Below are 24,237 nucleotides of genomic sequence, written 5' to 3'. Positions count from 1 at the left end.
TTAACTTACATCTTCGAGAAAACGAAGTAAAAAAACGACCTGAAATACCAACGCATGCAACGCTATGCATGTGTAACCGGATCCCATTCCCGTGGGAGAAGGGAGTTGGTTATGCTAGAAAGAGCGCAGGGTGGATGCCTTGGCACTAAGAGCCGATGAAAGACGTGATAAGCTGCGAAAAGCTTCGGGGAGGAGCAAATATCCGATGATCCGGAGATATCTGAATGGGGAAACCCGGCTGGACAGACTCCAGTCATCCATACGCCAATCCATAACGTATGGAAGGGAACCCGGTGAACTGAAACATCTAAGTAGCCGGAGGAAGAGAAAACAACAAGTGATTCTGTGAGTAGCGGCGAGCGAAAACGGAAGAGCCCAAACCGGAATGCGTGCATTCCGGGGTTCGGACCGCGTAATTGATCTGATAAGTTTAGCAGAATGGTTTTGGGAAAGCCAGCCAGAGAGGGTGAAAGCCCCGTAAGCGAAAGACGAGTCAGCAAGGCGGGATCCAGAGTACCACGAGACACGAGAAACCTTGTGGGAATGAGCGGGGACCACCCCGTAAGGCTAAATACTCCTTAGTGACCGATAGCGCATAGTACTGTGAAGGAAAGGTGAAAAGGACCCCGGGAGGGGAGTGAAAGAGAACCTGAAACCCTGTGTTTACAAGCTGTGGAACATCTATATATGATGAACCGCGTACTTTTTGTAGAACGGTCCGGCGAGTTACGCCATCTGGCGAGGTTAAGTTCTTAAGGAATGGAGCCGAAGTGAAAACAAGTCTTAATAGGGCGTTAAGTCAGATGGAGTAGACCCGAAACCGGGTGATCTATCCATGTCCAGGATGAAGTTGCCGTAAAAGGCAATGGAGGTCCGAACCCACATCCGTTGAAAAGGGTGGGGATGAGGTGTGGATAGGGGAGAAATTCCAATCGAACCCGGAGATAGCTGGTTCTCCTCGAAATAGCTTTAGGGCTAGCCTCATGAGAGTCTTTTGGAGGTAGAGCACTGAATTCCCGCGGGGGCGTCAAAGCTTACCAAAGGATATCAAACTCCGAATGCCAGTAAGATGATTCATGGGAGTCAGACTGCACGAGATAAGTTGGGTAGTCAAAAGGGAAAGAGCCCAGACCTGCAGCTAAGGTCCCAAAATGTGTGTTAAGTGGAAAAGGATGTGGGATTTCAAAGACAACCAGGATGTTGGCTTAGAAGCAGCCATACATTAAAAGAGTGCGTAATAGCTCACTGGTCGAGAGGTCCTGCGCCGAAAATGTCCGGGGCTGAAACACACTACCGAAGCTCAGGAATTAACATAGTTAATTGGTAGAGGAGCATTCTTAAAGGGAAGAAGCAGTACCGGAAGGAGCTGTGGACTTTTAAGAAGAGAGAATGCCGGAATGAGTAGCGAGAGGAAGGTGAGAATCCTTCCGGCCGAATACCCAAGGTTTCCAGAGTAAAGCTGATCTGCTCTGGGTAAGTCGGGGCCTAAGGTGAGGTCGAAAGACGTAGCCGATGGACAACAGGTTGAAATTCCTGTACTGCAGTATAACAGAACTGTGGGGACGCAGAGGGAGAGCACTAGCGGGAATGGAATCCCGCGGCAAGCGAGGTAGGAGTAGAGTTGGCAAATCCGCTCTATAATCCGAAGACGTGATGCATACCGAACTGAAGTAGGGAAATGTGTGAGCCAGCTGCCAAGAAAAGCCGCTATTGTTTGTACTGTACCCGTACCGTAAACCGACACAGGTAGGTGAGGAGAGAATCCTAAGGCCGACGGGAGAAGCATTGTTAAGGAACTCGGCAAAATGACTCCGTAACTTCGGGAGAAGGAGTGCCAGTGAGAGCTGGCCGCAGAGAATTGGCCCAAGCAACTGTTTAGCAAAAACACAGGTCTATGCAAAACCGTAAGGTGAAGTATATGGGCTGACGCCTGCCCGGTGCTGGAAGGTTAAGGGGAGAGGTTAGCGCAAGCGAAGCTTTGAACTTAAGCCCCAGTAAACGGCGGCCGTAACTATAACGGTCCTAAGGTAGCGAAATTCCTTGTCGGGTAAGTTCCGACCCGCACGAAAGGCGTAATGATTTGGGCACTGTCTCAACAATGCACCCGGTGAAATTGAAATACCAGTGAAGATGCTGGTTACCTGCGCCAGGACGGAAAGACCCCATGGAGCTTTACTCCAGCTTGATACTGGGATTCGATATTGTATGTACAGGATAGGTGGGAGGCGAAGAAGCATTGACGCCAGTTGATGCGGAGCCGCTGTTGGGATACCACCCTTGCAGTATTGGATTTCTAACCAGCAGCCGTGACCCGGCTGGGGGACAATGTCAGGTGGGGAGTTTGACTGGGGCGGTCGCCTCCGAAAGGGTATCGGAGGCGCTCAAAGGTTCCCTCAGAATGGTTGGAAACCATTCGAAGAGTGCAAAGGCAGAAGGGAGCTTGACTGCGACACCGACGGGTGGAGCAGGTACGAAAGTAGGACTTAGTGATCCGGTGGTATAAAGTGGGATTGCCATCGCTCAACGGATAAAAGCTACCCTGGGGATAACAGGCTTATCACTCCCAAGAGTTCACATCGACGGAGTGGTTTGGCACCTCGATGTCGGCTCATCGCATCCTGGGGCTGAAGTAGGTCCCAAGGGTTGGGCTGTTCGCCCATTAAAGCGGTACGCGAGCTGGGTTCAGAACGTCGTGAGACAGTTCGGTCCCTATCCGGCGTGGGCGTAGGATATTTGAGAGGAGCTGGCCTTAGTACGAGAGGACCGGGCTGGACTGACCGCTGGTGTATCTGTTGTTCCGCCAGGAGCATGGCAGAGTAGCCAAGTCAGGAAGGGATAAACGCTGAAGGCATCTAAGCGTGAAGCCCCCCTCAAGATGAGATATCCCAACGTAAGTTGTAAGACCCCTTGAAGACGACAAGGTAGATAGGGCAGAGGTGGAAGTGCAGTAATGCATGGAGCTGACTGTTACTAATCGGTCGAGGGCATAACCAAGAAGGTAGGACAGGGTAAGGAAGAATGGATGGAGTAAAGATTTAAATTTGTATGTGGTTTTGAAGGTACATGTAGAAAGTAAGGGAGCTGTAGACCGTAAGGGTTTGCAGTTTTTTTATTACATATATTACATAGGAAATTATTTACCTTTAAGGAAAAATGTGGTAATATGCTGAAAGAATGAGAGTAATTTAAGAGGCATGAGCAAATGGGTTTTTTAAATCAGCTATTAAAGTACAAAAATATATGTATTCAATGTCATAACAGTCCAGATGCAGATGCACTGGCTGCGGCATATGGGGTGTATACATATTTAAAACTACACGATATCAATGTGTCAATTATTTACAGTGGAGATTATGAAATCCAAAAAAAAGATCTTTTGTACATGATTGATATCTGTGAGATTCCGGTAGAATACATAAAAGAGTTACCAAAGACAGATCTTCTACTGCTGGTTGATGGGCAATATGGAAGAGGAAATGTATATCGTTTTGAAGCGGATAATATAGCAATGATCGATCATCATATGCCTTCCATGAAAAAAACAGAAAATGCTTTTATTGACTATTCTTATCAAAGCTGTTCTACAATTGTCTGGGAACTTTTGAAAGAAGAAGGATATGATGTAAAGGCGAATGAAAAGTTAAGTATTGCATTTTTATATGGATTGTATACAGATACTTCTTCCTATGTAGATTTGTACAAGAAGCATGACATTGCGATGCGCGACGAGTTAAGCAAAGATTATCCGGAACTGGAACGGTTAAAAAAATCATCCATGAGTCTGGAGGACCTCATGATTGCAGGAGAAGCTTTGTACCATGCATATTTTGATAAAGAGAAGCAATATCTTTTGATCAGTGCAATGCATTGTGAGCAATCAGTGCTTGGAATCATTGGTGATATGGCAATAAAGGTTGATGTTGCCAAAGTTAGCATTGCATATACGGATATTGACAGTGGATATCAGGTTTCAATAAGAAGTGCGGATCGGGAGTATCTTGCAAATGAAGTGGCAGAAAAGCTCTGCGATGGAATTGGAAGCGGTGGTGGCCATATAGATAAAGCCGGCGGTGTGATTTCAAGAGATTGTATCTGCGAAAGTTATGCAGGATGGGAAATTGCAGACATTATCAAAGAGAGAATGGAAAAAATCATGAAATAAAAAAAGAAACAGTGGTTTACAAAAAAGGAAGTAAACCGCTGTTTCTTTCTATAATGATGTTAGAATTCCCTGTTCTGATAGAATTTTATGGATAGAATCCAGGAAATCATATACAGTAATAAACCTATGAAAAAAAGAATCAAAATATAGTAACTTCGGAAAGGGAAATGTGCAAGTCCGAGAGGCAAATTTTTTATGAAAGATTGCAACCAACCAAGCAATGCGAAAAATAAAATAAATCCAATATAATAAGCAAACCGACCTTTCTCAGCACCTAGTTTGAAGGTAAACGGAAACATAAAGGCAGGTGGCAGTAATCCGGCTATAAAGATAATTGTAAAAATAGTAAGAAGACCGGAAATATAAAAGTTGTGTCTTATAATCATGTTGATTATTTGCACAATTTCAACAATGATGGCAGAAAGTGTAAGGGTACATACTGTTAAAATATATTTGGAGGATACAATTTCTTTTCGGCTACAGGGAAAGGTACAGGCATAGAGACTCCAATTTGATTTTTCATCGTAAGAAAGCAGGTTTACCGGGATAATGCTGGAAATTGTAATAGGATATAATGCAAAAAACAGATTGTTATTCCATGCTCCGGCAAAGGAAAATACAATAATCAGAATAAAAAATAAACGACAATATTTTATCATCAGATAAAGATCTTTACGAAGTAATCCTTTCATATTCAGTGAACCCCCTTTATCATAAAAATAAACAAATCTTCTATACTGATCGGATGTACCTTAAATCCTTCCGGAATCTGATCTCGAAGAGCTACTGCTTCTACATTGTAAGAAGAGTATTTGACTCCGATGACCGCAGATTGATTGAGTTCCTGAAGCTGTTCCTCTGTACATTGAATGATACCGTATTTTTCCAGAAGCCGGTCTTTTTCTTCGAAAAGAACAAGGTTACCTTTATGAAGAAAGGCAACATAATCACAAATTTTCTCCAGATCACTTACAATATGGGAAGAAATTAAAATTGCATGAGATTCATCTCTGGTAAAATCATTGAAAATATCAAGGATTTCATCGCGCATTACAGGATCAAGACCGCTTGTTGCTTCATCAAGGATCAGAAGTTTAGGATGATGAGAGAGAGCAACTGCAATTCCCAGTTTCATCTTCATTCCTTTTGAAAACTTACCAAATTCTTTTTTATTTGGAAGGTTAAATTTTTGGAGATATTGGTCGTATAGAGAAGGATCCCAGTTGTGAAAAATATCCTTCATAATGTGTCCAATCTGTAAAGGAGTCAGGCATTCCTGAAAACCAACTTCATCTAATACAACGCCAATTTCTTCTTTCAAGATAGTAGTAGCAGAAGTGCAGTCTCTTCCCAAAATTCGAATCGAACCGCTGTCTTTTTTTATGATATCCAGAATTAATTTAATGGTGGTAGTTTTTCCGGCACCATTTTCACCGATGAGTCCTAAGATACATCCACTGGGAAGAGTGAGATTTAGATGATTCAGGGAAAATCCAGGATAGTTCTTATTCAAATCGTTTATTTCTAAAGCATTTGTTTCAAATGTGGTCATAAGCTATTCCTCCATCATGAAATGAAGCATCTCAGTAAGTTCCTGTTCGCTTAGATTACAGGAAGCTGCAAGATGTACTATTTTTTCCATGTAGTCTTCAATTTTTTTCAGATTTGTTTCACGCAAAAGATCCGTATTAAGTGGAGCAACGAAACAGCCCTTTGCTGCAATCGTGTAAATGAAACCTTCTTTTTCCAGTTCATCGTAAGCCCGCTTGGTTGTTACGACACTGATTCGTAGATCTTTGGCAAGGCTTCGAATGGAAGGAAGAGCTTCGTCAGATGGCAATGTTCCACTTATAATTTGCGATTTGAGTTGTGTAAAAATCTGTTCATAGATGGGTGCACCACTTTTGTTATCTATGAATATATTCACGTTTTCACCTCGCTTAAAATGTTATAACTGTATATATACAGTATATACAGTTAGCGAAGGTGTGTCAAGAGAAACAATCCTGCTTGTATAGAAATTTGATTCATGGTATGATAATTTTTATAGATTAAACGGAATTACCAGTCGAATAATATCTGGAGAAATCAATGTATGAAGAGTAGGAGAATAAATATAATGATTTCTCTGATTAAAGTTATGGTAGTGGGAGGAAGGAAAAATGCAGACTTTTGCGAATACAGGAATAAAAACGGAAGTTATAGACGAAATTATTTCATTTGCAAAAAAACATGATATACATTGTGTGATTCTTTTTGGATCCAGAGCGAGGGGAGACTTCAAGAGGACGAGCGATATTGATATTGCGGCAAGTGGTGGTGATTTTGATCGTTTTGCATTAGATGTTGATGAAGAGACATCCACGTTGCTGGAATTTGACATTGTGGACCTGGATAGAGATATGCAAGACGCCTTACGAGAATCGATACGGAGAGAGGGGAAAATTCTTTTTGAAAAAGTATGAAAATTTTTGTGTGTCATTGGAAAATATGAAGGATATTTATAATTACGAAGAACCGTATGATAATGTCGTTCTAACTGGTTTGGTTGGATTATATGAAATTACATTTGAGCAGTCATGGAAGATGATGAAAGAAATATTGGAGATACATGGATTTGCAGAAGGAGCAACAAGTTCTCCGAAAATGATTCTCAGAACAGCATATAAAGCAGGTATGATAAAGGATGAAGAACTATGGTTATCTGCATTACAAGAAAGAAATAATGTAACACATTCTTATAACCGAAAGATTGCAATGGGGATTATTACGCAGGCAAAACAGAAGTTTTATAAAATGTTCTGTGAATTAAAAGAAGAAATTGACAGGAATTGGATATAGTAGTCAGGAGCATAAAATGGATACAAATGAAATCAAGATTCGCCCGGCAACCGAAGCGGACGCAGCAGAAATTTTAAATATCTATGCACCCTATATAACGGACACAGCAATTACATTTGAATATGATGTTCCGACACTGGAAGAGTTTACCGGACGGATTCGTCACACACTGGAGAAATATCCGTATCTGGTGGCAGTAAGAGACAGCGAGATTATCGGTTATGCATATGCAGGAGCTTTTTATGGGCGGGCTGCATATGACTGGTCGGCAGAAACTACGATTTATGTAAAGAAGGGTTGCAGGCACATTGGTGTTGGAAAACTGCTTTATCAGGCACTTGAAACTGCACTGAAAGCACAGAATATCATCAATCTATATGCATGCATTGGATATCCGGAAGAAGACGATGAATATCTGACAAAGAACAGCAAGCAGTTCCATGAACATCTGGGATACCGTTTGATCGGAGAATTCCGGAAGTGTGGTTATAAATTTGGGCGTTGGTACCATATGGTCTGGATGGAGAAGATGATAGGAGAACATCCGGAGAAACCGGAGCAGGTAAAGAGATTTTCAGAAATATAGTGATGGAAATTAAAAAACGGGAGAATGCTGTTTGAAAATGCATTCTCCCGTTTCTCAATATTGTTATGAGAGCATCTCTTCGATCTTCGCCTGCATTTCAGCGACGGTGTGCTTTCGTGACCGGGCACATTCCTGTGCCTGACAGCCGCAGATCAAACATTTGCGGTAGACGCCGCGGGAGAGTTTTTCTCCGTCTGTTCCAATCACATCCATATCAAAAAGACGTCCGAAGGGATGGCTTTCTTCGATTTCTGTTGTTAGTTCTTTAATTTTATCTGCCGGATAGTCGACTGTAAGAATAATTTCATTTCCAGTCTTCTCATCAAACTCAGTTTGGGTAAGAATCGGAATGTTCTCTTTTTGTAATACAGCAAAAAGTGCTTCCTTTCCGGAAAGGAATGCTTTTTTGATCTGTTCATTCGTCTTTATAGGTCCCGGAATATTCATGCAGAATGAAATCACTGGGCAATGATATCTTTGAATATATTCATTTTGTATATTAACGCGGCGCTCGCGGCAGGCGAGCATGTCGGTTAATACTACTTTCTGTCCTTTCATAGCAGATCCTCCTAATAATGAATAACATTTTCTTGTTGTCTGATCCGTTCGATTACAGGAATTGCTTCCGGACTTTTGAAATAATCCAGTGTGGTTTGTGGTACCAGCTTCGAAATGGTATCATAGTCACCATTTTGCAGGGCAAGACGTACATTGGAAGCGCTGATCGGTGTATCCTCACAGGTCTTTCTTGGGACAACGATACATTCGATGCCCTGTTCCGGTAATTTTTCAGACATGATCCGGTTATAGATTCCGGTAACCAGGCTAGTAGGCTCTTCTCCTACGTAACGGCGAGTGATACCGAGCACCTTTGCAATCTGCGTAAATACCGTCAGGTCCAACATGGCGTGGCTTTCAATCACTGCATTCTCATCTTTCTGGAAATAGCTTGGAAAAGTAGCATTGCTGATAATATATGGACCACTGTCGTGATAACAGATGTTTTTCAAGTGTGCTGTTCCTTTCATGACGAGTTGTTTTCTGATCTTGAATGGAACCAGGCTGGCATCTTCACTGACAATGAAGAGATGAAGCAGATCATTTTCAGCAGCCGCTTTTTCTACAAGATACTGGTGTCCGAGGGTAAACGGGTTGGCGTTCATGACGAGAGCAGCAATCTTTCTGGTGGGAGTCTCAGCAGTCAATCCTTCTGGAAGTGTATCTTTTGCAAAAGTACGCAGATAATTCTGAAATCCGGTTTTTCGGTTTTCCATGAAGACAATCTGTCCATCGATCCGGGCAATTTCATAGAATCCAAGATCACCGAAGAACTTGGCAGAATTACATTTGGTGTAAAGAAAAAGGTGTGTATTCCCTCTTGAAAACTGAAATTCAATCAGATGAGAGACGATGGAATTCATCAGTCCTTCTCCCTGATGTTCATGGCTTACGGCAAAACATCGTAAGGTGTTGCCAAAACAGCTTCCTGTTGCGATAATGTGCATCTCATCGTCATACATGCCGCAGGTGTAATCCAGGTTAGCATCTCTGCGGATCCCTTCTGAGATAAGGAGTGCGTCCACTTCATCGTTGGCTCGCTTGTCGGAAGGATAGATTTGAGAAATATAATAATCTGCCATAGATAAATTCCTTTCTGCACAGTAGCTCAAAATATTTGATGAAATTATTTTAACATGTGTATAGAAAATGTAAAGAGGAGCATGGATTCAAGAAAGAAATCAGGCATTATTCTTAAAAAAATACAAATTGGATTTATGTCATATTGATATGATCACAATATGAATTATGTAATTTACTAATAACCAGGATAACCCTATAATATAGTCGGATAAAAAATAATCGTATGATTTATAGTAAAGGAAGGATAGATATGGCAACCATTTTTCCAAGAGAAGAAAAAGCAGAGATGTTATTTGACAAGATTCTTGCAAACCCGGAGGCATGCAGGCGACTGAAAAGAACTTTTTATGATGCCATTGATTCCGGAGATGAGTTTGTGACAGAGAATCTTCCCGCAAAGCAGTTCACCGCTGCATTATTCGATGCATATGAAAATAAAGATCTGACTGCATTTCTCATGGCTGTGTGCCAAAACAGTATGTTCGATCTTTTAAGAAATGCTTTTCTGATACCGTTTAAATTTAATGCGGATGGACAGACAAATCCTTATTTTTTGACAGATGAAGAGGGAAAGCTTCTGGAAAATCTTCCGATTCATGTAAAGGAAAAAGAATATGAAAAATTTCGAAAAGTTTATCAGAAGCGTGATAAAATAAAAATGTATCTGGCACACGGATATAAGAAAAGGCATTGTTATGATTCAGAAACAATGGAAACACAGGAATATAAGATGGGAGAGCATGACGGAGTACTTCTGATCTATGAACTTCCGGATACCGTAAAAGAAAAAAAGACGGAGGCTGAAGCTTATGCAGCTGTGTGGAATATTATGATGGAACTTCAAAAGGAACTGCCAAATTCTGTGGTATATTACGGACAGGATTTCTTGCAGGAAGAAGGAAAAAGATTTGATGAAATGGGGGTTTTCCTTCCGCTAGAACACTTTTCTGACAGACTGGAAAGGCATATAGAAAAAGCGGATCAAATTGTATATGGTAAATAAAAAGATGCATCTGGTTGAAAAAAGATCAGATGCATCTTTTTATTTAAAATTCTTTTTTACGTGCAATAACGGAATGTCTTATCCGTTAGAATTCTTGCAAAGATAAGTCCAAGAGGCAAGGCAAGAATGATAAGTATTGCAGCTGCAAACCAGGATGCAGAGGTTTGCAGAGACATCACTCCAAGATTATAGATTGCCCGGTAAAGATAAAGTCCCGGTACCATGATGACAATAGAAGGTACAGTCAGAGAAATTCTCGGGTAACCGATTTTGCTTTTTAATACAGAAGCCAGAATTCCGGCAGTCAGGGCACCGATAAAAGCTGCGGCTGCAGGAGGCAGGGAGGCCAAGTCTACCAGTTCAAGACGGAGTGTATTGGCAATTGCTCCAATGATACCGGCTGTGGCAGAGAGTTCTTTAGGACTGTTGAACATAACAGAAAAGCCGAACACCCCGCAGAAGCTGGCGAGAAGCCGGAATAGTATATGTTGCCAGAGTGTGAGAGAAAGAGGTGGGAAATCACTTGGCTTTAAATGAAGGATAAGTGCCATGATCCAGGCGGTCAAGGTTGCGACAAGAATGATGATCATTGCGTAAGCAAGTCGTTCCAGGCCGGATCGCATATCCAGTTTTGCAAGGTCGATTCCGCTGGTGATAAATGGAAAACCGGGAATGATGAAAAGCATAGAGCATATATATCCGGCTTCATGAGCAAGAGAAATGCCGAACAACAGTTCAGTTGTTTTTAAAAGTGTAGCATAGATAAGGCAGGCAGCAGCAACAGAGGCAGTAATGCCTAAGAATAATGTGAAATGATGCTTAGTCAGTTTACATCTTACAAAGTTGCCGATACCGGCACCGAAAAAAGCAAGAAGCATTTCTACCGGTCCGCCACCAAGGAGAAAGGTAAATGCCCCACAGGCAAATGCTGCGGCAAATCCGAGTGCAACTGGAGAGTAAAGGCCATGGATCCGTTCAATCTCATCCAGATAAGAATGAATCTGTTCACCGGAAAGATATTTTTCCTTTGTTGGGAAATCGTTGATGAAGTTTTCCAGTCGGTTCAATTTCGAAGTATTAACACCGGTATTGGTCAGACACAGCGACTGTGAAAAACAGTTTTCACCGTCAAAACAGGTGTATTCAATGGACATCAGGCCAATGTCGGCGGTACAGGTGATTCCCAGTTCTCTGGAAAGGGTATTCATGGAGCTTCGAACACGCCATGCTCCGGTTCCACAGGAAAGAAGCATCATGCCACATCTACCGACAACGGAGGCTTTTTCAATTAGCCCGGCCTTTGTGATAGGAATGGTATCTTCTTTATTCAGTGCATAATCATGCCATAGAATGTCCATATGATTTTTTTCTATTATGCCTTGCTGCATAAATTTCACTTCCTTTTGCTATACCAATAATACATGAACAATATATTAAATATGTATTATTGATATTGATTTATCATAATAAAGTATAATCATCGAAATGCAAAAGTCAATAGAAGAGTTGAGAAATCCTGAAAAAGGATACGGATATGCCAATGTGGATTTAAAAACATGACCGAGGCAATGTGCATAAAATGAAAAACCATTTTTTGTCTAATGTGTATAAGAAAAAGTAGGCAAAAGAAAAGAGTGTGAAATATGTTAAGTTTTGGTTGCGATTTTCTATCTGATCATCGGAGTAATTGTGATGCTTTTATATGTTCGCTTTGAAAGACAGGAAGAAACCGTTTTGAAAGAACTGGAAAACAGAAGAAAAAGTATGTAGAAAACACCGGCAGTTTTTAAAGTAATAAATGCTAATAAAAAATGCTAATAAGCAAGAAAGCCTGTTTTTCTTGACACTCATTATGTTCGGTGTTACGGTTATCTAGGATGCAAGATATGGTGCAGATGCGGAGAATACGGTATCCAAAGTGCACCGCTTTTGAGAGTTTTATAAAACTCAGTTTACAAGAAAATAAAACAATGAGGTGTAAGAACATGCAGGAATTAAAACCGATCAAAGAAGGTAAAGTACGTGAGATTTATGACAATGGCGACAGCCTGATCATGGTTGCAACAGACCGTATCAGCTGCTTTGACGTGATTCTGAATAATGAAGTAACTAAGAAAGGTACTGTTCTGACACAGATGTCAAAATTCTGGTTCGATATGACAGAAGATATTCTTCCGAACCATATGATTTCTGTAGATACAAAGGATATGCCGGAATTCTTCCAGCAGGAGAAATACGAAGGCAAATCCATGATGTGCAAGAAGCTGAACATGCTTCCGATCGAATGTATCGTTCGTGGCTATATCACAGGAAGTGGCTGGAAGAGCTACAAAGAGAATGGAACTGTATGCGGAATCAAACTTCCGGAAGGATTACAGGAATCAGACAAACTTCCTGAACCGATTTACACACCATCTACAAAAGCAGAGATCGGTGATCATGATGAGAATATTTCTTTTGAACAGAGTATCGATCATCTGGAAAAATATTTCCCGGGAAGAGGAAAAGAATTAGCAGAAAAGCTTCGTGACAACACGATCGCTCTCTATAAAAAATGCGCAGAATATGCACTCAGTAAAGGAATCATCATTGCAGATACCAAGTTTGAATTTGGTCTTGATGAAGAAGGCAACATGGTGATCGGTGATGAGATGCTGACACCGGACAGCTCAAGATTCTGGCCGGCAGATGGTTATGAACCGGGACACGGACAACCGTCATTTGACAAGCAGTTCGCACGTGACTGGCTTACAGCCAATCCGGATAATAACTGGACACTTCCACAGGAGATCGTGGATAAGACAATCGAAAAATACCTGCAGGCATATGAGATGCTCACAGGCGAAAAACTTGCATAATTACATCACATGCCATGAGAATAAAATATGACGAAAGGACCGGCGGTTTGAGACTGCCGGTCTTTTTGCACTGGTAAAACTGTCCAGTTTTGGTATAATCAAGACAGAATATCAGTTGCAGAAAAGAAAAAGAAGAAAAAGGAGATATTATGAAACGACCATTTAAGAGAATTTTATACGGTGGAGATTACAATCCGAACCAGTGGGGAAAAGAGATCTGGAAAGAAGATATGCGCATTTTCAAGGATGCCCGGATCAACAGTGCTACGATCAATGTATTTTCGTGGGCGAAGATCCAGCCTTCAGAAGAAATCTATAATTTTACAGAACTGGATGAGATCATTGATATGCTGAGCCGGGAGAACTATGATATCGTGCTTGCAACTTCAACAGGCGCGCTTCCGGCATGGATGGTAAAAAGATATCCGGAAGTAGCGAGAACGGATTACGAGGGACGACATCACAAATTCGGTCAGCGCCACAATGCATGCCCGAATTCTCCGGTGTTTCAGAAGTTTGCATCCCGTCTTGCAGGCAAACTTGCTGAGCGTTACGGGGACAATCCGCATGTGACCTGCTGGCATATCAGCAATGAATACGGTGGAGAATGTTATTGTGAAAACTGTGAAAAAGCGTTCCGCGTATGGCTGCGCGGGAAGTATCAGACTCTGGATGAACTGAACAAAGCATGGAATACCGAATTCTGGGGACATACCATTTATGACTGGGACGAAGTGGTACTACCAGATGCACTTGGCGATGGGATCGAAGATGCAGCAGAACCGCATATGACGGCTTTTGCAGGTCTTTCCATTGATTACTGCCGGTTTAATTCAGACGGAATGCTGAATAACTTCAAGATGGAAAAAGAAGCGATCCGTAAGTTTGATAAAGAGACACCGATCACTACCAATATGATGGGAACCTTTAAAGGACTGGATTATTTCAAATGGGCGAAAGAAATAGATGTTATTTCGTGGGATAATTATCCATCTTATAACACGCCGTGGAGTATGGTGGCCATGAAGCATGATCTGATGCGTGGACTTAAGGATAAACCATTTATGCTGATGGAGCAGACTCCAAGCCAGCAGAACTGGCAGCCGTATAACTCCCTCAAGCGTCCGGGACAGATGCGTGCACAGAGCTATCAGACCATGGCACACGGAGCAGATACGATCCAGTTTTTCCAGCTCCGTCGCAGTGTGGGAGGGTGTGAGAAGTTCCACGGTGCTGTCATTGCACATGCAGGAACGGAAAATACAAGAGTCTTCCGCGAGGTGAAGCAACTTGGTGAAGAACTGGAAAGATTAAGTGACCTGATCCCGGGATCTGTAAATGAAGCAGAAGTTGGAGTGATCTTTGACTGGGATAATTACTGGGCTTTGGAATACACAAGCGGCCCGTCGATCAGTCTCAAATATGTAGACCAGATCCACCGCTATTACCGTTATTTCTATGAAAAAAATATTGGCACCAGTATGATTCCGGTGGATGCGGATTTCTCAAAATATAAGATGGTGGTTGCACCGGTTCTTTATATGGTAAAACCGGGAATGAAAGAAGCACTGGAAGAGTATGTGAAAAATGGTGGTATTCTTGTGACAACCTATATGAGTGGTATTGTTGGAGAGTCAGATAATGTATACCTTGGAGGATATCCGGGACCGTTAAAAGAGATGGCTGGTGTCTGGGTGGAAGAAATTGATGCCCTTGCACCGGAACAGCATAACATCGTGACGTTCAAAGACGGAAGCCGGAGCAAATGTAAGATCGTATGTGATCTGATGCATCTGGAGGGAGCGGAGTCTCTTGGCGAATATACGGAAGATTTCTACGCAGGCATGCCGGCAGTGACCAGACATAGTTATGGAAAAGGAAAACTGTATTACATCGGAACCTGTATGGAAGAAGATGGAATTGCGAAGATTCTTTCCATGGCAGTAGAGGATGCAGGAGCAGAACCGGTTGCAGGAGCTGGAAACGGTCTGGAGATCGTGAAACGTAACAGAGAAGGAAAGAGCTTCTATTTTGTGATGAACTTCAGGGATGAAGAGCTGGAAATTCCGGAAGAATTTGCAGGCAAAACAGATCTGCTGAGTGGGAATGCAGTAGGAAAAGGAGAAAAACTTCCGAAGTTTGGTGTGAAGATTGTAGTGGAATAAAAATTTAAGATTGAAAATAAAAGGAAGCAGGAATTTCAGACAGGTGTAAGGATGTCAGAGATTCCTGCTTCTTTGGGTTAGGCAGGAATTATTTAATGAAATTATTACTGTGACGGATGAGGATGCCTATGAGCCGGCAAGACTTTCTGCAAAGACAGAAGGAATTTCGGTTGGAATTTCATCAGGAGCAGCGCTCTGGGCAGCGATCAAGGTGGCAAAGAGAGCTGAAAATGCAGGGAAGAATCTGGTTGTAATTTTGCCGGACAGTGGAGAGAGATATCTTTCCAGTGGAATTTATTCGGATGAAACGAAGAGATAGAAGAAGAGAGGATTTTTCATGCGGTTGAAAAATCCTCTCTTTTTCTATTCTTCAATCACCTGGATTTCCAGAAAATCAAAATCAATCGAATCCACGAAACTGTCCTGATAGAATCTCGCTTTGGAATGCCGCTTGAATTCGTTGATATTCACATCCAGCCAGATCGGTTTGCTGAGATCAAATTCATAGCAGATCTCATCCAGAGCATTGAAAATCTTGTGGGTTCTTGTATCGCCACTGTCATCACAGATGGTGGTATCTTTGATCATATGATTGTCTTTAAATTCTTTTCCCCATAAGCGGAACATGGTAAAATCCTCCTTATAATAAATATGAAAAATGCCGGTCAGGCGAAGAATGTTTATGTATCAAGTGATTTTCAGTATAGCGGATTTAGGGGAGAAAGTAAAGGAGACAGATTTTATTCTATGATTCTCTGATATGATGTGCTATATTGATACTAAAGTTTATGAAAGAAAGAGAATCATTTTCAATAACATGGAATAGGATAGAGAAAAAAGACAGGGAATCAGAAAAATGTCTGGAATAAAACGAGAAACTATAATCCGGGTTATACTGGGAATCTGTATGATATTTGTATCGATTGGTATGATATATGGTAAGTCCAAAGCCGGAAACGCAGATGAAAAAGGCAGAACCTATATAGAAGAATCAGAAAAAACTGCAAAGCAAAAGAACACAGAGAAAAGCAGGAAAGACAGCACGGAATCAACAAAGGCAGACAGCACAATTAAAGCCCAGATGACAGAAGCGCAGCAGCTATCAGACACCGAAGCAAAAGGCATTGCCGAGGCCGAAGCGGTAGAAGCATCCATCCAGCCGGGACAGTATCCGGTGATGGGGATCAGCAGTATCCGCGCCTGGCAATTGGTAAATTATTTTAAAGCGTATGGAAGCACTTATCCGGCAGAAGTTTTGACGCAGGGAGGTGCACCGGATATTGAGACATTTGCACAGATGTATTATGAAGAAGCCACGGCAGAAGGCGTCCGTCCGGAGGTTGCATTTGCACAGGCGATGAAGGAGACAGGCTGGCTGCAGTATGGTGGGGATATGCAGATCACCCAGTATAATTTTGCCGGGATCGGGACGACGGGAGGAGGCGTACCGGGGAATTCCTACCCGGATGTCAGAACCGGGATCCGGGCACAGATCCAGCATCTGAAAGCTTATGCGACAGACGAAGCACTTGCCGGGGAATGTGTAGATGACCGTTACTCTTACGTGACAAAGGGGAGCGCACCGTATGTAGAGTGGCTGGGGCAGAAAGAGAATCCGGAAGGGTATGGCTGGGCAACGGGTGAACGTTATGGATACGACATTGTAGAAATGATTCATGCAATGCGAAAATAAAAGAAATGTGTCAGATTGAGATTATCTAATTTATTAAAATACTATGAAGCTTGCCCGGGCTGTATAGATTTCAAAGAGAAAAAATGGTATACTGATTTTACTTTCGGGACGAAAAAGGGAGATAGATTCCGGAGGGAAGTATACATAAAAAGGGGAGATTACATGCAGTCAGCAATGAAGTATTACGATGACGTAGACAGCTGGAAGACCGTCATGTTTCTTTACAATTCCGCATTGAAAGAAGTAGGGACGAAGCTGGAGATACTGAACGATGAATTTCAACATGTACACAGATATAATCCGATCGAGCATATCAAGACCAGGATCAAATCCGCAGAAAGTATTGTGAAAAAGCTGAAGCGGTACGGATATGAGACAAGTATTGAGAACATGGTACGCTATGTCAATGATATCGCAGGAGTCCGTCTGATCTGTTCGTTTACATCCGATATTTACCGGCTTGCGGAGATGATCGGGAATCAGAGCGACTTAAAGGTTCTGTCGATCAAAGACTATATCAAGAATCCGAAGGAAAGTGGATACAAGAGCTACCACATGCTGGTGTCCGTTCCGATTTTTCTGTCGGACAGTGTGGTGGATACGAAGGTCGAGATCCAGATCAGGACAATTGCGATGGATTTCTGGGCGAGTCTGGAGCATAAGATTTATTACAAGTTTGAAGGACAGGCACCGGAGTATATCAGCCGGGAACTAAAGGAATGTGCGGATATGGTATCGGCACTGGATGACAAGATGCTGTCACTGAATGAAGCAATTCTGGAATGTCTGAAAGAAGGCGGTGAGAAGCCGGTTCCGGAGAAAACAGAAGAAGTGGATGCGGAGATCATTGAGAATCCTATGATCCGATAAAGAAACACAAGAAAGTAATTATAAGAAAGCAGGAGCAGTCAATTGATTGTTGAGGAGTATACTCAACGTTAACTGACTGCTCCTGCTTTTTTGACCCCGAACAGAAAAAAATCATATTTAACAAAAACTTTACACAGCCAGGATTTCAGATTTTACAACCATTTTATATGATAGAGACCGTGAAGAAAAGAAAAAACAAAAACACATAAAACGGAGGATTTTAGTATTATGAAATTCAGAAAATTAATGGCAGTAGCACTTATAGCAGCAATGGCAGCAACAATGGCAGTTGGATGCGGAGGATCATCATCTGACAAGAGCGCAGAGGGCAGTACGGATAACAGCAGCGCAGATAGCGGAAGTGATTTTGATACATCAAATGATATCACAATCGTATCCCGTGAAGATGGATCCGGTACAAGAGGAGCTTTCATTGAGCTGTTCGGAATAGAAGAAAAACAGTCAGACGGAACGAAAGTAGATATGACAACAACAGATGCGCAGATTACAAATAATACATCGGTAATGCTTACAACTGTAGCAGGTGACGAATATGCAATCGGTTATGTATCACTCGGATCTTTAAATGACAGCGTAAAGGCTCTGAAGATTGACGGAGCAGAAGCCACAGCAGACAATATCGAAAATGGTTCTTACAAAGTGTCAAGACCTTTCAATATTGCAGTGAAGAAAGATCTTGATAATGAAGTTGCAAAAGATTTTATGGCATATATTATGAGTACAGAAGGACAGGAAATCGTATCAAATGAAAAATACATTCCGGTATCGGATGTAGAAGCTTATGCAGGATCAAAACCATCTGGAAAATGTGTAGTAGGTGGATCTTCTTCTGTATCACCGCTGATGGAAAAACTGATTGAAGCATATAAGAAAGTAAACCCAAATGCAGACATTGAGCTTCAGACTTCAGATTCTACAACAGGTATGACATCTACGATTGAAGGAAGCTATGACATCGGTATGGCATCCAGAGAACTGAAAGATGACGAAGCTTCAGAACTTGAAGCAACAGTAATCGCAACAGATGGTATTGCAGTGATCGTAAATAAAGCTAACACGGCAGATGAGCTTTCAGCAGATCAGGTAAAATCAATCTATGTTGGGGATGTTACAACATGGGATGAAGTTTCCAAATAAATAAAAGAGGAAATTAAAGAATGAAATCAAAAGCATGGACTGAAAAAGTCATGCAGGGAGTGTTCTTCATTGCCGCCTGCACTTCGGTGCTGGCGGTAGCTCTCATTTGCATTTTCTTGTTTGCAAATGGAATCCCTGCAATCAGACAGATAGGATTTGTAAAATTTATAACCGGTGATATCTGGCGTCCGGGAAATGAACTTTTTGGTATTTTTCCGATGATCATCGGAAGTATCTATGTGACGGCAGGAGCAATTATATTTGGTGTGCCGATCGGAATTCTGACTTCGGTATTTATGGCTATGTATTGCCCGAAGAAAATTTACAGACCGTTAAAAGCAGCAACTGAACTGCTTGCGGGAATTCCGTCAGTTGTATATGGTTTCTTCGGCATGGTGATCGTAGTTCCGATCATTCGGGACTTCGGAAGAACTTTAAAGATGATGGGACTGGTTGAAAAATCCGGAGATGGAAAAGGAATCCTGACTACATCAATTGTACTTGGTATGATGATCCTTCCAACGATCATCGGGACAACAGAAAGTGCAATGCGTGCAGTGCCACCACAGTACTATGAAGGCTCGCTGGCACTTGGAGCAACCCAGGAAAGAAGTATTTTCAAAGTTGTGATTCCGGCGGCAAAGTCCGGTGTGATTACAGGAATCGTACTTGGAATCGGACGTGCGATCGGTGAGACCATGGCAGTTATTATGATTGCAGGAAACCAGCCTAGACTGGTCAATAATATTCTGCTCGGTGTCCGTACTCTGACTGGTAATATTGTAATTGAGATGGGATATGCGACCGGACTTCACAGGGAAGCGCTGATTGCTACAGGAGTTGTACTTTTTGTATTTATCCTGATCATCAATTTTAGTGTTGCGCTGCTTAAGAGGAGGGGTGAACATGAGTGATCAGACGAAAAAACCTGTTTATATCAACCGGGAAAATTTTACAGATAAGATAAAAAGCTATCTGAGACATCCGGGATCCATGATTTTGATGTTTCTTGTGATGCTTGCGACATTTATCACGTTTGCATTGCTCCTGTTCTTGATTTTTTATATTTTGATCAATGGAATTCCGTATATTAAACCGTCATTATTTTCATTACATTATACATCGGACAATGCATCTGTTATACCGGCATTGATCAATACGGTTGTTATGACACTGCTTTCGCTTTTGATCGCAGTACCATTTGGTATTTTTTCAGCAATCTTTCTTGTGGAATACGCAGGAAAGGGGAATAAATTTATCGAAGTGATCCGCCTGACGACGGAGACTCTTTCGGGCATTCCGTCTATCGTATATGGTCTGTTTGGTATGCTGTTCTTTGTAAATACGCTGAAATGGGGATTTTCCGTTCTGGCAGGTGCATTTACTTTATCGATTATGATTCTTCCGCTGATCATGCGCCAGACAGAAGAAGCACTTAAAGCAGTTCCGGATTCTTACAGAGAAGGAAGCTTTGGACTTGGAGCCGGAAAGCTCCGTACTGTATTCCGTATCGTGCTTCCATCGGCAGTTCCTGGAATCCTTGCGGGTGTGATCCTTGCCATTGGACGTATCGTAGGAGAGACGGCAGCACTGATTTATACAGCAGGAACGGTTGCACAGGTGCCAAAGAATGTACTTGGTTCCGGTCGGACACTGGCAATCCATATGTATATGCTGTCAAGCGAAGGACTGTATATGAACCAGGCGTATGCGACAGCTGTTATTTTGCTTGTACTGGTTGTTGCGATCAACACCCTTTCCGGTGTGGTTGCGAAGAAACTGACGAAAGCATAGAGAGGAAAAGAAAATGTCAAAGATAAGTGTAAAAAATCTTGATTTATATTATGGCGATTTCAAGGCACTGAAAAACATTAACCTTGAGATCGAGCCAAATAAGATCACCGCGTTCATCGGACCGAGTGGTTGTGGTAAATCCACACTTCTCAAGTCGATCAACCGTATGAATGATCTGGTAGAAGGATGCCGGATTGACGGCGAAATCCTTCTGGACGGACAGAATATTTTTAAAGGAATGGACGTAAATGTCCTGAGAAAAAGAGTCGGAATGGTATTCCAGAAACCAAATCCATTCCCGATGAGCATTTATGATAATATTGCTTACGGACCGAGAACGCATGGAATCCGTTCAAAGGCAAAACTGGATGATATTGTAGAAAAATCACTGCGTAATGCAGCTATCTGGGACGAGTGTAAGGACCGTCTGAAAAAGAGTGCACTTGGCATGTCCGGTGGACAGCAGCAGAGACTTTGCATTGCACGTGCACTTGCAGTAGAACCGGAAGTACTTCTGATGGATGAACCGACTTCCGCACTGGATCCGATCTCAACATCCAAGATAGAAGACCTTGCGATGGAACTGAAAAAAGATTATACTATCGTTATGGTAACACATAATATGCAGCAGGCAGTCCGAGTGTCGGACAATACCGCATTTTTCCTTCTTGGAGAAGTTGTAGAATATAATGATACTGAAAAATTATTCTCGATTCCGTCCGATAAGAGGACAGAAGATTATATTACAGGGAGGTTTGGTTAAATGCGGAACAGATTTGACAGACAGCTGGAAGAACTTAATGAGATGCTTATCCATATGGGAGAACTTTGCGAGACGGCAATCGAGGAAGCAACAGGAGCTCTGGAAGGACATGATATTGCCAGAGCAAAGGCTGTCATTACAGCAGACAGCGAGATCGATCAGATGGAAAAAGAAATTGAAAATCTCTGCCTGAAGCTTTTGCTTCAGCAACAGCCGGTAGCGCGGGATCTGCGAAGGATCTCGGCATCACTTAAGATGATCACGGATATGGAACGTATCGGAGATCAGACTGCGGATATTGCAGATATTGTGATCGCAACAAAATCAACAGAGGAAAAGAATCTGAAGGATATTAACCGGATGGCAGAGGCGACTGTAAAGATGGTAAGAGACAGTGTATCTGCCTATGTACAGAAAGATCTGGAGCTTGCAAGAAGTGTCATGGCAGCAGATGATGAGGTAGATGATCTTTTTGATCTGGTAAAAGGAGATCTGGTAAAATTTATTTCCGATCACAAAGGAAGTGCCGGAGATGAGGCAATCGACTTGATCATGATTGCGAAATATCTGGAGAGGATCGGAGATCATGCAACAAATATTGCAGAGTGGGTTGAATTTTCAATTACAGGTATTCATGCAGGCGGAACTGCAATCTAAAAGAAATTAAAGGAGAACGAGAATGATTTTTTGTGTGGAGGATGAAGCGAACATCCGGGAATTAGTAGTATATACACTTGAGACTACGGGATTTGAGGCCCGTGGATTTGAAGAAGGCACATCATTCTTTGAAGCTCTGGCAGAGGAACTGCCAGAGCTGATTTTGCTTGATATCATGCTCCCTGGAGAAGATGGAATGGAGATCCTGAAGAAGCTGAAGACTTCCGGGAGAACCAAAGATATTCCGGTCATCATGGTTACGGCAAAGGGTGCAGAATATGACAAGGTCATGGGACTGGATGCGGGAGCAGATGATTATGTGACCAAACCATTTGGAATGATGGAACTGGTATCCAGAATCCGTGCAGTACTCAGACGGACATCAAAAAAAGAAGAGGATGATACCTATGTGCTGGGTGAGATCCGCATGGACCGTAAAAAGCATGAAGTAACGGTAGCGGGAGAACCGGTAGCATTAACATTGAAAGAATATGAGCTGTTGAGAAAACTTATGGAGAATCAGAATATTGTTCTGACAAGAGATAAATTACTGGAAGAAATCTGGGGATATGATTTTGACGGTGAGACCAGAACGGTAGATGTCCATGTAAGAACCCTGCGCCAGAAGCTGGGACAGGCAGGAGAATATATTGAGACTGTCCGGGGAGTGGGATACCGTATAGGAGAGATCGATGCGAAATAGAATCCAGAAAAGTATGATTTTTGTGGTTACGATGTCACTCCTGATCTCATATATTCTGGTTACTCTGGTTATTTACCGGCAGGCGCTGGATATCCGGCGCAGTGAACTGGTTCAGGAGGCAGAATATATCCGGGCGGCAATAGATATATCCGGAGAAGAATATTTTGGCACCATGGATAAGGTCAGTAAGAACACCCGGGTAACATGGATCGATAAAGACGGAAAAGTACTTTATGATACCGGAGATGATCAGGAAACGCTGGCAAACCACAAATCAAGAAAAGAATTCAAAGAGGCATTGGCAAATGGCAGTGGGCAGGATATCCGTATGTCAGACAGCAAAGGACAGGAGATGTACTATTATGCGTTGAAGATGGATGATAGCTCTGTCCTGCGTGTGTCAAGAGGCATGGATACGGTCTGGAATACAGCATTTATGATCTTACCGTATATGATTGCGATCGGGGTCATGATGGGGTGTGTTGCATGGTTTATGACAAGGCATCAGGTGAAAAGGCTGATTGCACCGATTAACAATCTGGATCTGGAAGAACCACTGGAAAATGATGTATATGAAGAGTTGCATCCGCTGCTTGAAAGAATTGACAGGCAGAATAAAGAAAAAGCAGCAATTGAACAGATGAGGAGAGAATTCTCTGCAAATGTTTCCCATGAGCTGAAGACTCCTCTGACCTCGATTTCGGGATATGCAGAAATTATGATGAACGGTCTTGTAAAATCGGAAGATATGCAGGGATTCAGTGAACGGATCTATAAAGAGGCAAGCAGGATGATCACCCTGGTCGGTGATATTATCAAGCTGTCAAAGCTGGATGAGGGCAGTGTGGAGCTTGAAAAAGAGAATGTGGATCTGTATCAGATGACAAGGGAGATTGTGAGCCGTCTGGCACTTCAGGCAGAAAAACGCAGAATACAGGTTGAAGTGGTAGGAGAACATGTGGAATGTTTTGGAATCCGTCAGATCCTGGATGAGATGATCTACAACATCTGTGAAAATGCGATCAAATACAATAAAGAAAATGGAAAAGTAAATATCTGGGTTGGAAATACACTGAATGGGAAAAAAGTCATTGTCCAGGATACCGGAATCGGAATCCCAAAAGAGCATCAGGATCGTATTTTTGAGCGTTTTTACCGGGTGGATAAGAGCCATTCCAGAGAGACCGGTGGAACAGGTCTGGGTCTTTCAATTGTAAAGCATGGAGCACTTTTGCATAACGCAGAAATCCATGTGGAAAGTGAAGAAGGAAAAGGTACAAAAATGGAGCTTATTTTTCATTGTTAAAAAACTGTTTACAATTGGGAAATTAAATGTATAATGT

Annotated in this window: 24 protein-coding genes and 1 rRNA gene; 18 read left to right on the top strand and 7 right to left on the bottom strand. The window is 42.2% G+C overall.

The genetic code is table 11. From position 1 onward, the window contains the following. Nucleotides 1–107 precede the first annotated feature (107 nt). Together NQ556_RS12100 and NQ556_RS12095 are read left to right on the top strand one after the other, a co-directional pair. Nucleotides 108–2,994 (top strand): 23S ribosomal RNA (locus tag NQ556_RS12100). Between the two features lie 208 nt (nucleotides 2,995–3,202). Then, nucleotides 3,203–4,162: a DHH family phosphoesterase gene (locus tag NQ556_RS12095; RefSeq protein ID WP_173687244.1), complete on the top strand. Its 960-nt coding sequence runs from the start codon at nucleotides 3,203–3,205 to the stop codon at nucleotides 4,160–4,162. A gap of 59 nt (nucleotides 4,163–4,221) precedes the next feature. Here NQ556_RS12095 and NQ556_RS12090 read toward each other — a convergent pair whose 3' ends face one another. Genes NQ556_RS12090 through NQ556_RS12080 form a run of 3 tightly spaced genes read right to left on the bottom strand, consistent with a single transcriptional unit; the run spans nucleotide 4,222 to nucleotide 6,089 of the window. Continuing rightward, on the bottom strand, nucleotides 4,222–4,854 hold the full coding sequence (locus NQ556_RS12090; protein ID WP_008368548.1) for an ABC-2 transporter permease: 633 nt from the start codon (nucleotides 4,852–4,854) through the stop codon (nucleotides 4,222–4,224). Nucleotides 4,855–4,856: 2 nt separating this feature from the next. Further along, nucleotides 4,857–5,714 carry an ABC transporter ATP-binding protein gene (locus NQ556_RS12085; RefSeq protein WP_008368546.1) on the bottom strand — a complete coding sequence of 286 codons (858 nt, stop codon included), beginning with the start codon at nucleotides 5,712–5,714 and terminating at the stop codon, nucleotides 4,857–4,859. A gap of 3 nt (nucleotides 5,715–5,717) precedes the next feature. Next, nucleotides 5,718–6,089, bottom strand: coding sequence for a GntR family transcriptional regulator (locus tag NQ556_RS12080; protein WP_008368544.1), 372 nt, complete (start codon nucleotides 6,087–6,089; stop codon nucleotides 5,718–5,720). A gap of 235 nt (nucleotides 6,090–6,324) precedes the next feature. On the opposite strand from NQ556_RS12080, the gene NQ556_RS12075 reads away from it, so the two are divergent. The 3 genes from NQ556_RS12075 to NQ556_RS12065 are packed head-to-tail and all read left to right on the top strand — an operon-like array spanning nucleotide 6,325 to nucleotide 7,589. After that, a complete protein-coding gene (locus NQ556_RS12075) occupies nucleotides 6,325–6,627 on the top strand; it encodes a nucleotidyltransferase family protein (protein WP_008368542.1) in 303 nt (100 codons plus the stop codon). Next, on the top strand, nucleotides 6,614–7,003 hold the full coding sequence (locus NQ556_RS12070) for an HI0074 family nucleotidyltransferase substrate-binding subunit (protein ID WP_044998490.1): 390 nt from the start codon (nucleotides 6,614–6,616) through the stop codon (nucleotides 7,001–7,003). Before NQ556_RS12075 ends, NQ556_RS12070 begins: the two co-directional genes overlap by 14 nt. Nucleotides 7,004–7,019: 16 nt before the next feature. Further along, nucleotides 7,020–7,589: a GNAT family N-acetyltransferase gene (locus tag NQ556_RS12065; protein WP_008368538.1), complete on the top strand. Its 570-nt coding sequence runs from the start codon at nucleotides 7,020–7,022 to the stop codon at nucleotides 7,587–7,589. 63 nt (nucleotides 7,590–7,652) lie between these two features. On the opposite strand, the gene citX is transcribed toward NQ556_RS12065, so the two are convergent. Both citX and citC read right to left on the bottom strand, forming a co-directional pair. Continuing rightward, nucleotides 7,653–8,147: a citrate lyase holo-[acyl-carrier protein] synthase gene (citX, locus tag NQ556_RS12060; RefSeq protein ID WP_008368536.1), complete on the bottom strand. Its 495-nt coding sequence runs from the start codon at nucleotides 8,145–8,147 to the stop codon at nucleotides 7,653–7,655. An 11-nt stretch (nucleotides 8,148–8,158) separates the two neighbouring features. Continuing rightward, entirely contained in the window at nucleotides 8,159–9,229 is a 1,071-nt protein-coding gene (gene citC, locus NQ556_RS12055; protein WP_008368534.1) for a [citrate (pro-3S)-lyase] ligase, read from the bottom strand. 251 nt (nucleotides 9,230–9,480) lie between these two features. On the opposite strand from citC, the gene NQ556_RS12050 reads away from it, so the two are divergent. After that, nucleotides 9,481–10,233 carry a DUF4866 domain-containing protein gene (locus NQ556_RS12050; RefSeq protein WP_022219932.1) on the top strand — a complete coding sequence of 251 codons (753 nt, stop codon included), beginning with the start codon at nucleotides 9,481–9,483 and terminating at the stop codon, nucleotides 10,231–10,233. Nucleotides 10,234–10,289: 56 nt separating this feature from the next. Here the strand turns inward: NQ556_RS12050 and NQ556_RS12045 are convergent, their stop codons facing one another. Then, nucleotides 10,290–11,621 (bottom strand): threonine/serine exporter family protein, encoded by a 1,332-nt coding sequence (locus tag NQ556_RS12045; protein ID WP_008368528.1) that lies wholly within the window; start codon nucleotides 11,619–11,621, stop codon nucleotides 10,290–10,292. 597 nt (nucleotides 11,622–12,218) lie between these two features. On the opposite strand from NQ556_RS12045, the gene NQ556_RS12040 reads away from it, so the two are divergent. The 3 genes from NQ556_RS12040 (at nucleotide 12,219) to NQ556_RS12030 (ending at nucleotide 15,575) form a co-directional block, all read left to right on the top strand. Continuing rightward, nucleotides 12,219–13,091, top strand: coding sequence for a phosphoribosylaminoimidazolesuccinocarboxamide synthase (locus NQ556_RS12040; RefSeq protein ID WP_022219933.1), 873 nt, complete (start codon nucleotides 12,219–12,221; stop codon nucleotides 13,089–13,091). 149 nt (nucleotides 13,092–13,240) lie between these two features. Then, nucleotides 13,241–15,256, top strand: a complete 2,016-nt coding sequence (locus NQ556_RS12035) for a beta-galactosidase (RefSeq protein WP_008368522.1) — start codon at nucleotides 13,241–13,243, stop codon at nucleotides 15,254–15,256. Between the two features lie 64 nt (nucleotides 15,257–15,320). Further along, nucleotides 15,321–15,575: a pyridoxal-phosphate dependent enzyme gene (locus NQ556_RS12030; protein ID WP_081445204.1), complete on the top strand. Its 255-nt coding sequence runs from the start codon at nucleotides 15,321–15,323 to the stop codon at nucleotides 15,573–15,575. Between the two features lie 44 nt (nucleotides 15,576–15,619). Here NQ556_RS12030 and NQ556_RS12025 read toward each other — a convergent pair whose 3' ends face one another. Further along, nucleotides 15,620–15,883, bottom strand: a complete 264-nt coding sequence (locus tag NQ556_RS12025) for a hypothetical protein (RefSeq protein ID WP_008368519.1) — start codon at nucleotides 15,881–15,883, stop codon at nucleotides 15,620–15,622. A 229-nt stretch (nucleotides 15,884–16,112) separates the two neighbouring features. Between NQ556_RS12025 and NQ556_RS12020 the strand changes: the two genes are divergently transcribed. From NQ556_RS12020 to NQ556_RS11980, 9 genes are all read left to right on the top strand, one after another. Continuing rightward, nucleotides 16,113–16,949: a glucosaminidase domain-containing protein gene (locus NQ556_RS12020; protein WP_008368518.1), complete on the top strand. Its 837-nt coding sequence runs from the start codon at nucleotides 16,113–16,115 to the stop codon at nucleotides 16,947–16,949. Nucleotides 16,950–17,111: 162 nt separating this feature from the next. Beyond that, a complete protein-coding gene (locus NQ556_RS12015; protein WP_022220501.1) occupies nucleotides 17,112–17,819 on the top strand; it encodes a GTP pyrophosphokinase in 708 nt (235 codons plus the stop codon). Between the two features lie 228 nt (nucleotides 17,820–18,047). Then, the gene (locus NQ556_RS12010) at nucleotides 18,048–18,977 is read left to right on the top strand and encodes a substrate-binding domain-containing protein (protein WP_008368515.1); all 930 of its coding nucleotides are present in this window, start codon (nucleotides 18,048–18,050) and stop codon (nucleotides 18,975–18,977) included. 20 nt (nucleotides 18,978–18,997) lie between these two features. Beyond that, on the top strand, nucleotides 18,998–19,891 hold the full coding sequence (gene pstC, locus NQ556_RS12005) for a phosphate ABC transporter permease subunit PstC (RefSeq protein ID WP_008368514.1): 894 nt from the start codon (nucleotides 18,998–19,000) through the stop codon (nucleotides 19,889–19,891). Nucleotides 19,892–19,979: 88 nt separating this feature from the next. Continuing rightward, entirely contained in the window at nucleotides 19,980–20,771 is a 792-nt protein-coding gene (pstA, locus tag NQ556_RS12000; RefSeq protein ID WP_416387036.1) for a phosphate ABC transporter permease PstA, read from the top strand. A gap of 13 nt (nucleotides 20,772–20,784) precedes the next feature. Then, nucleotides 20,785–21,534 carry a phosphate ABC transporter ATP-binding protein PstB gene (pstB, locus tag NQ556_RS11995; RefSeq protein ID WP_055158199.1) on the top strand — a complete coding sequence of 250 codons (750 nt, stop codon included), beginning with the start codon at nucleotides 20,785–20,787 and terminating at the stop codon, nucleotides 21,532–21,534. Continuing rightward, the gene (phoU, locus tag NQ556_RS11990; protein WP_195196663.1) at nucleotides 21,535–22,191 is read left to right on the top strand and encodes a phosphate signaling complex protein PhoU; all 657 of its coding nucleotides are present in this window, start codon (nucleotides 21,535–21,537) and stop codon (nucleotides 22,189–22,191) included. A gap of 22 nt (nucleotides 22,192–22,213) precedes the next feature. Further along, entirely contained in the window at nucleotides 22,214–22,894 is a 681-nt protein-coding gene (locus NQ556_RS11985) for a winged helix-turn-helix domain-containing protein (RefSeq protein ID WP_008368508.1), read from the top strand. Beyond that, entirely contained in the window at nucleotides 22,884–24,200 is a 1,317-nt protein-coding gene (locus NQ556_RS11980; protein WP_008368507.1) for a sensor histidine kinase, read from the top strand. The genes NQ556_RS11985 and NQ556_RS11980 overlap by 11 nt, the downstream gene beginning before the upstream one ends. The last annotated feature ends 37 nt before the right edge of the window (nucleotides 24,201–24,237 follow it).

This window comes from Coprococcus comes ATCC 27758 (genome assembly GCF_025149785.1).
Lineage (GTDB): Bacteria > Bacillota > Clostridia > Lachnospirales > Lachnospiraceae > Allocoprococcus > Allocoprococcus comes.
Note: the sequence above shows the minus strand (reverse complement) of the source record. Positions and strands in the feature narration are given on the sequence as shown.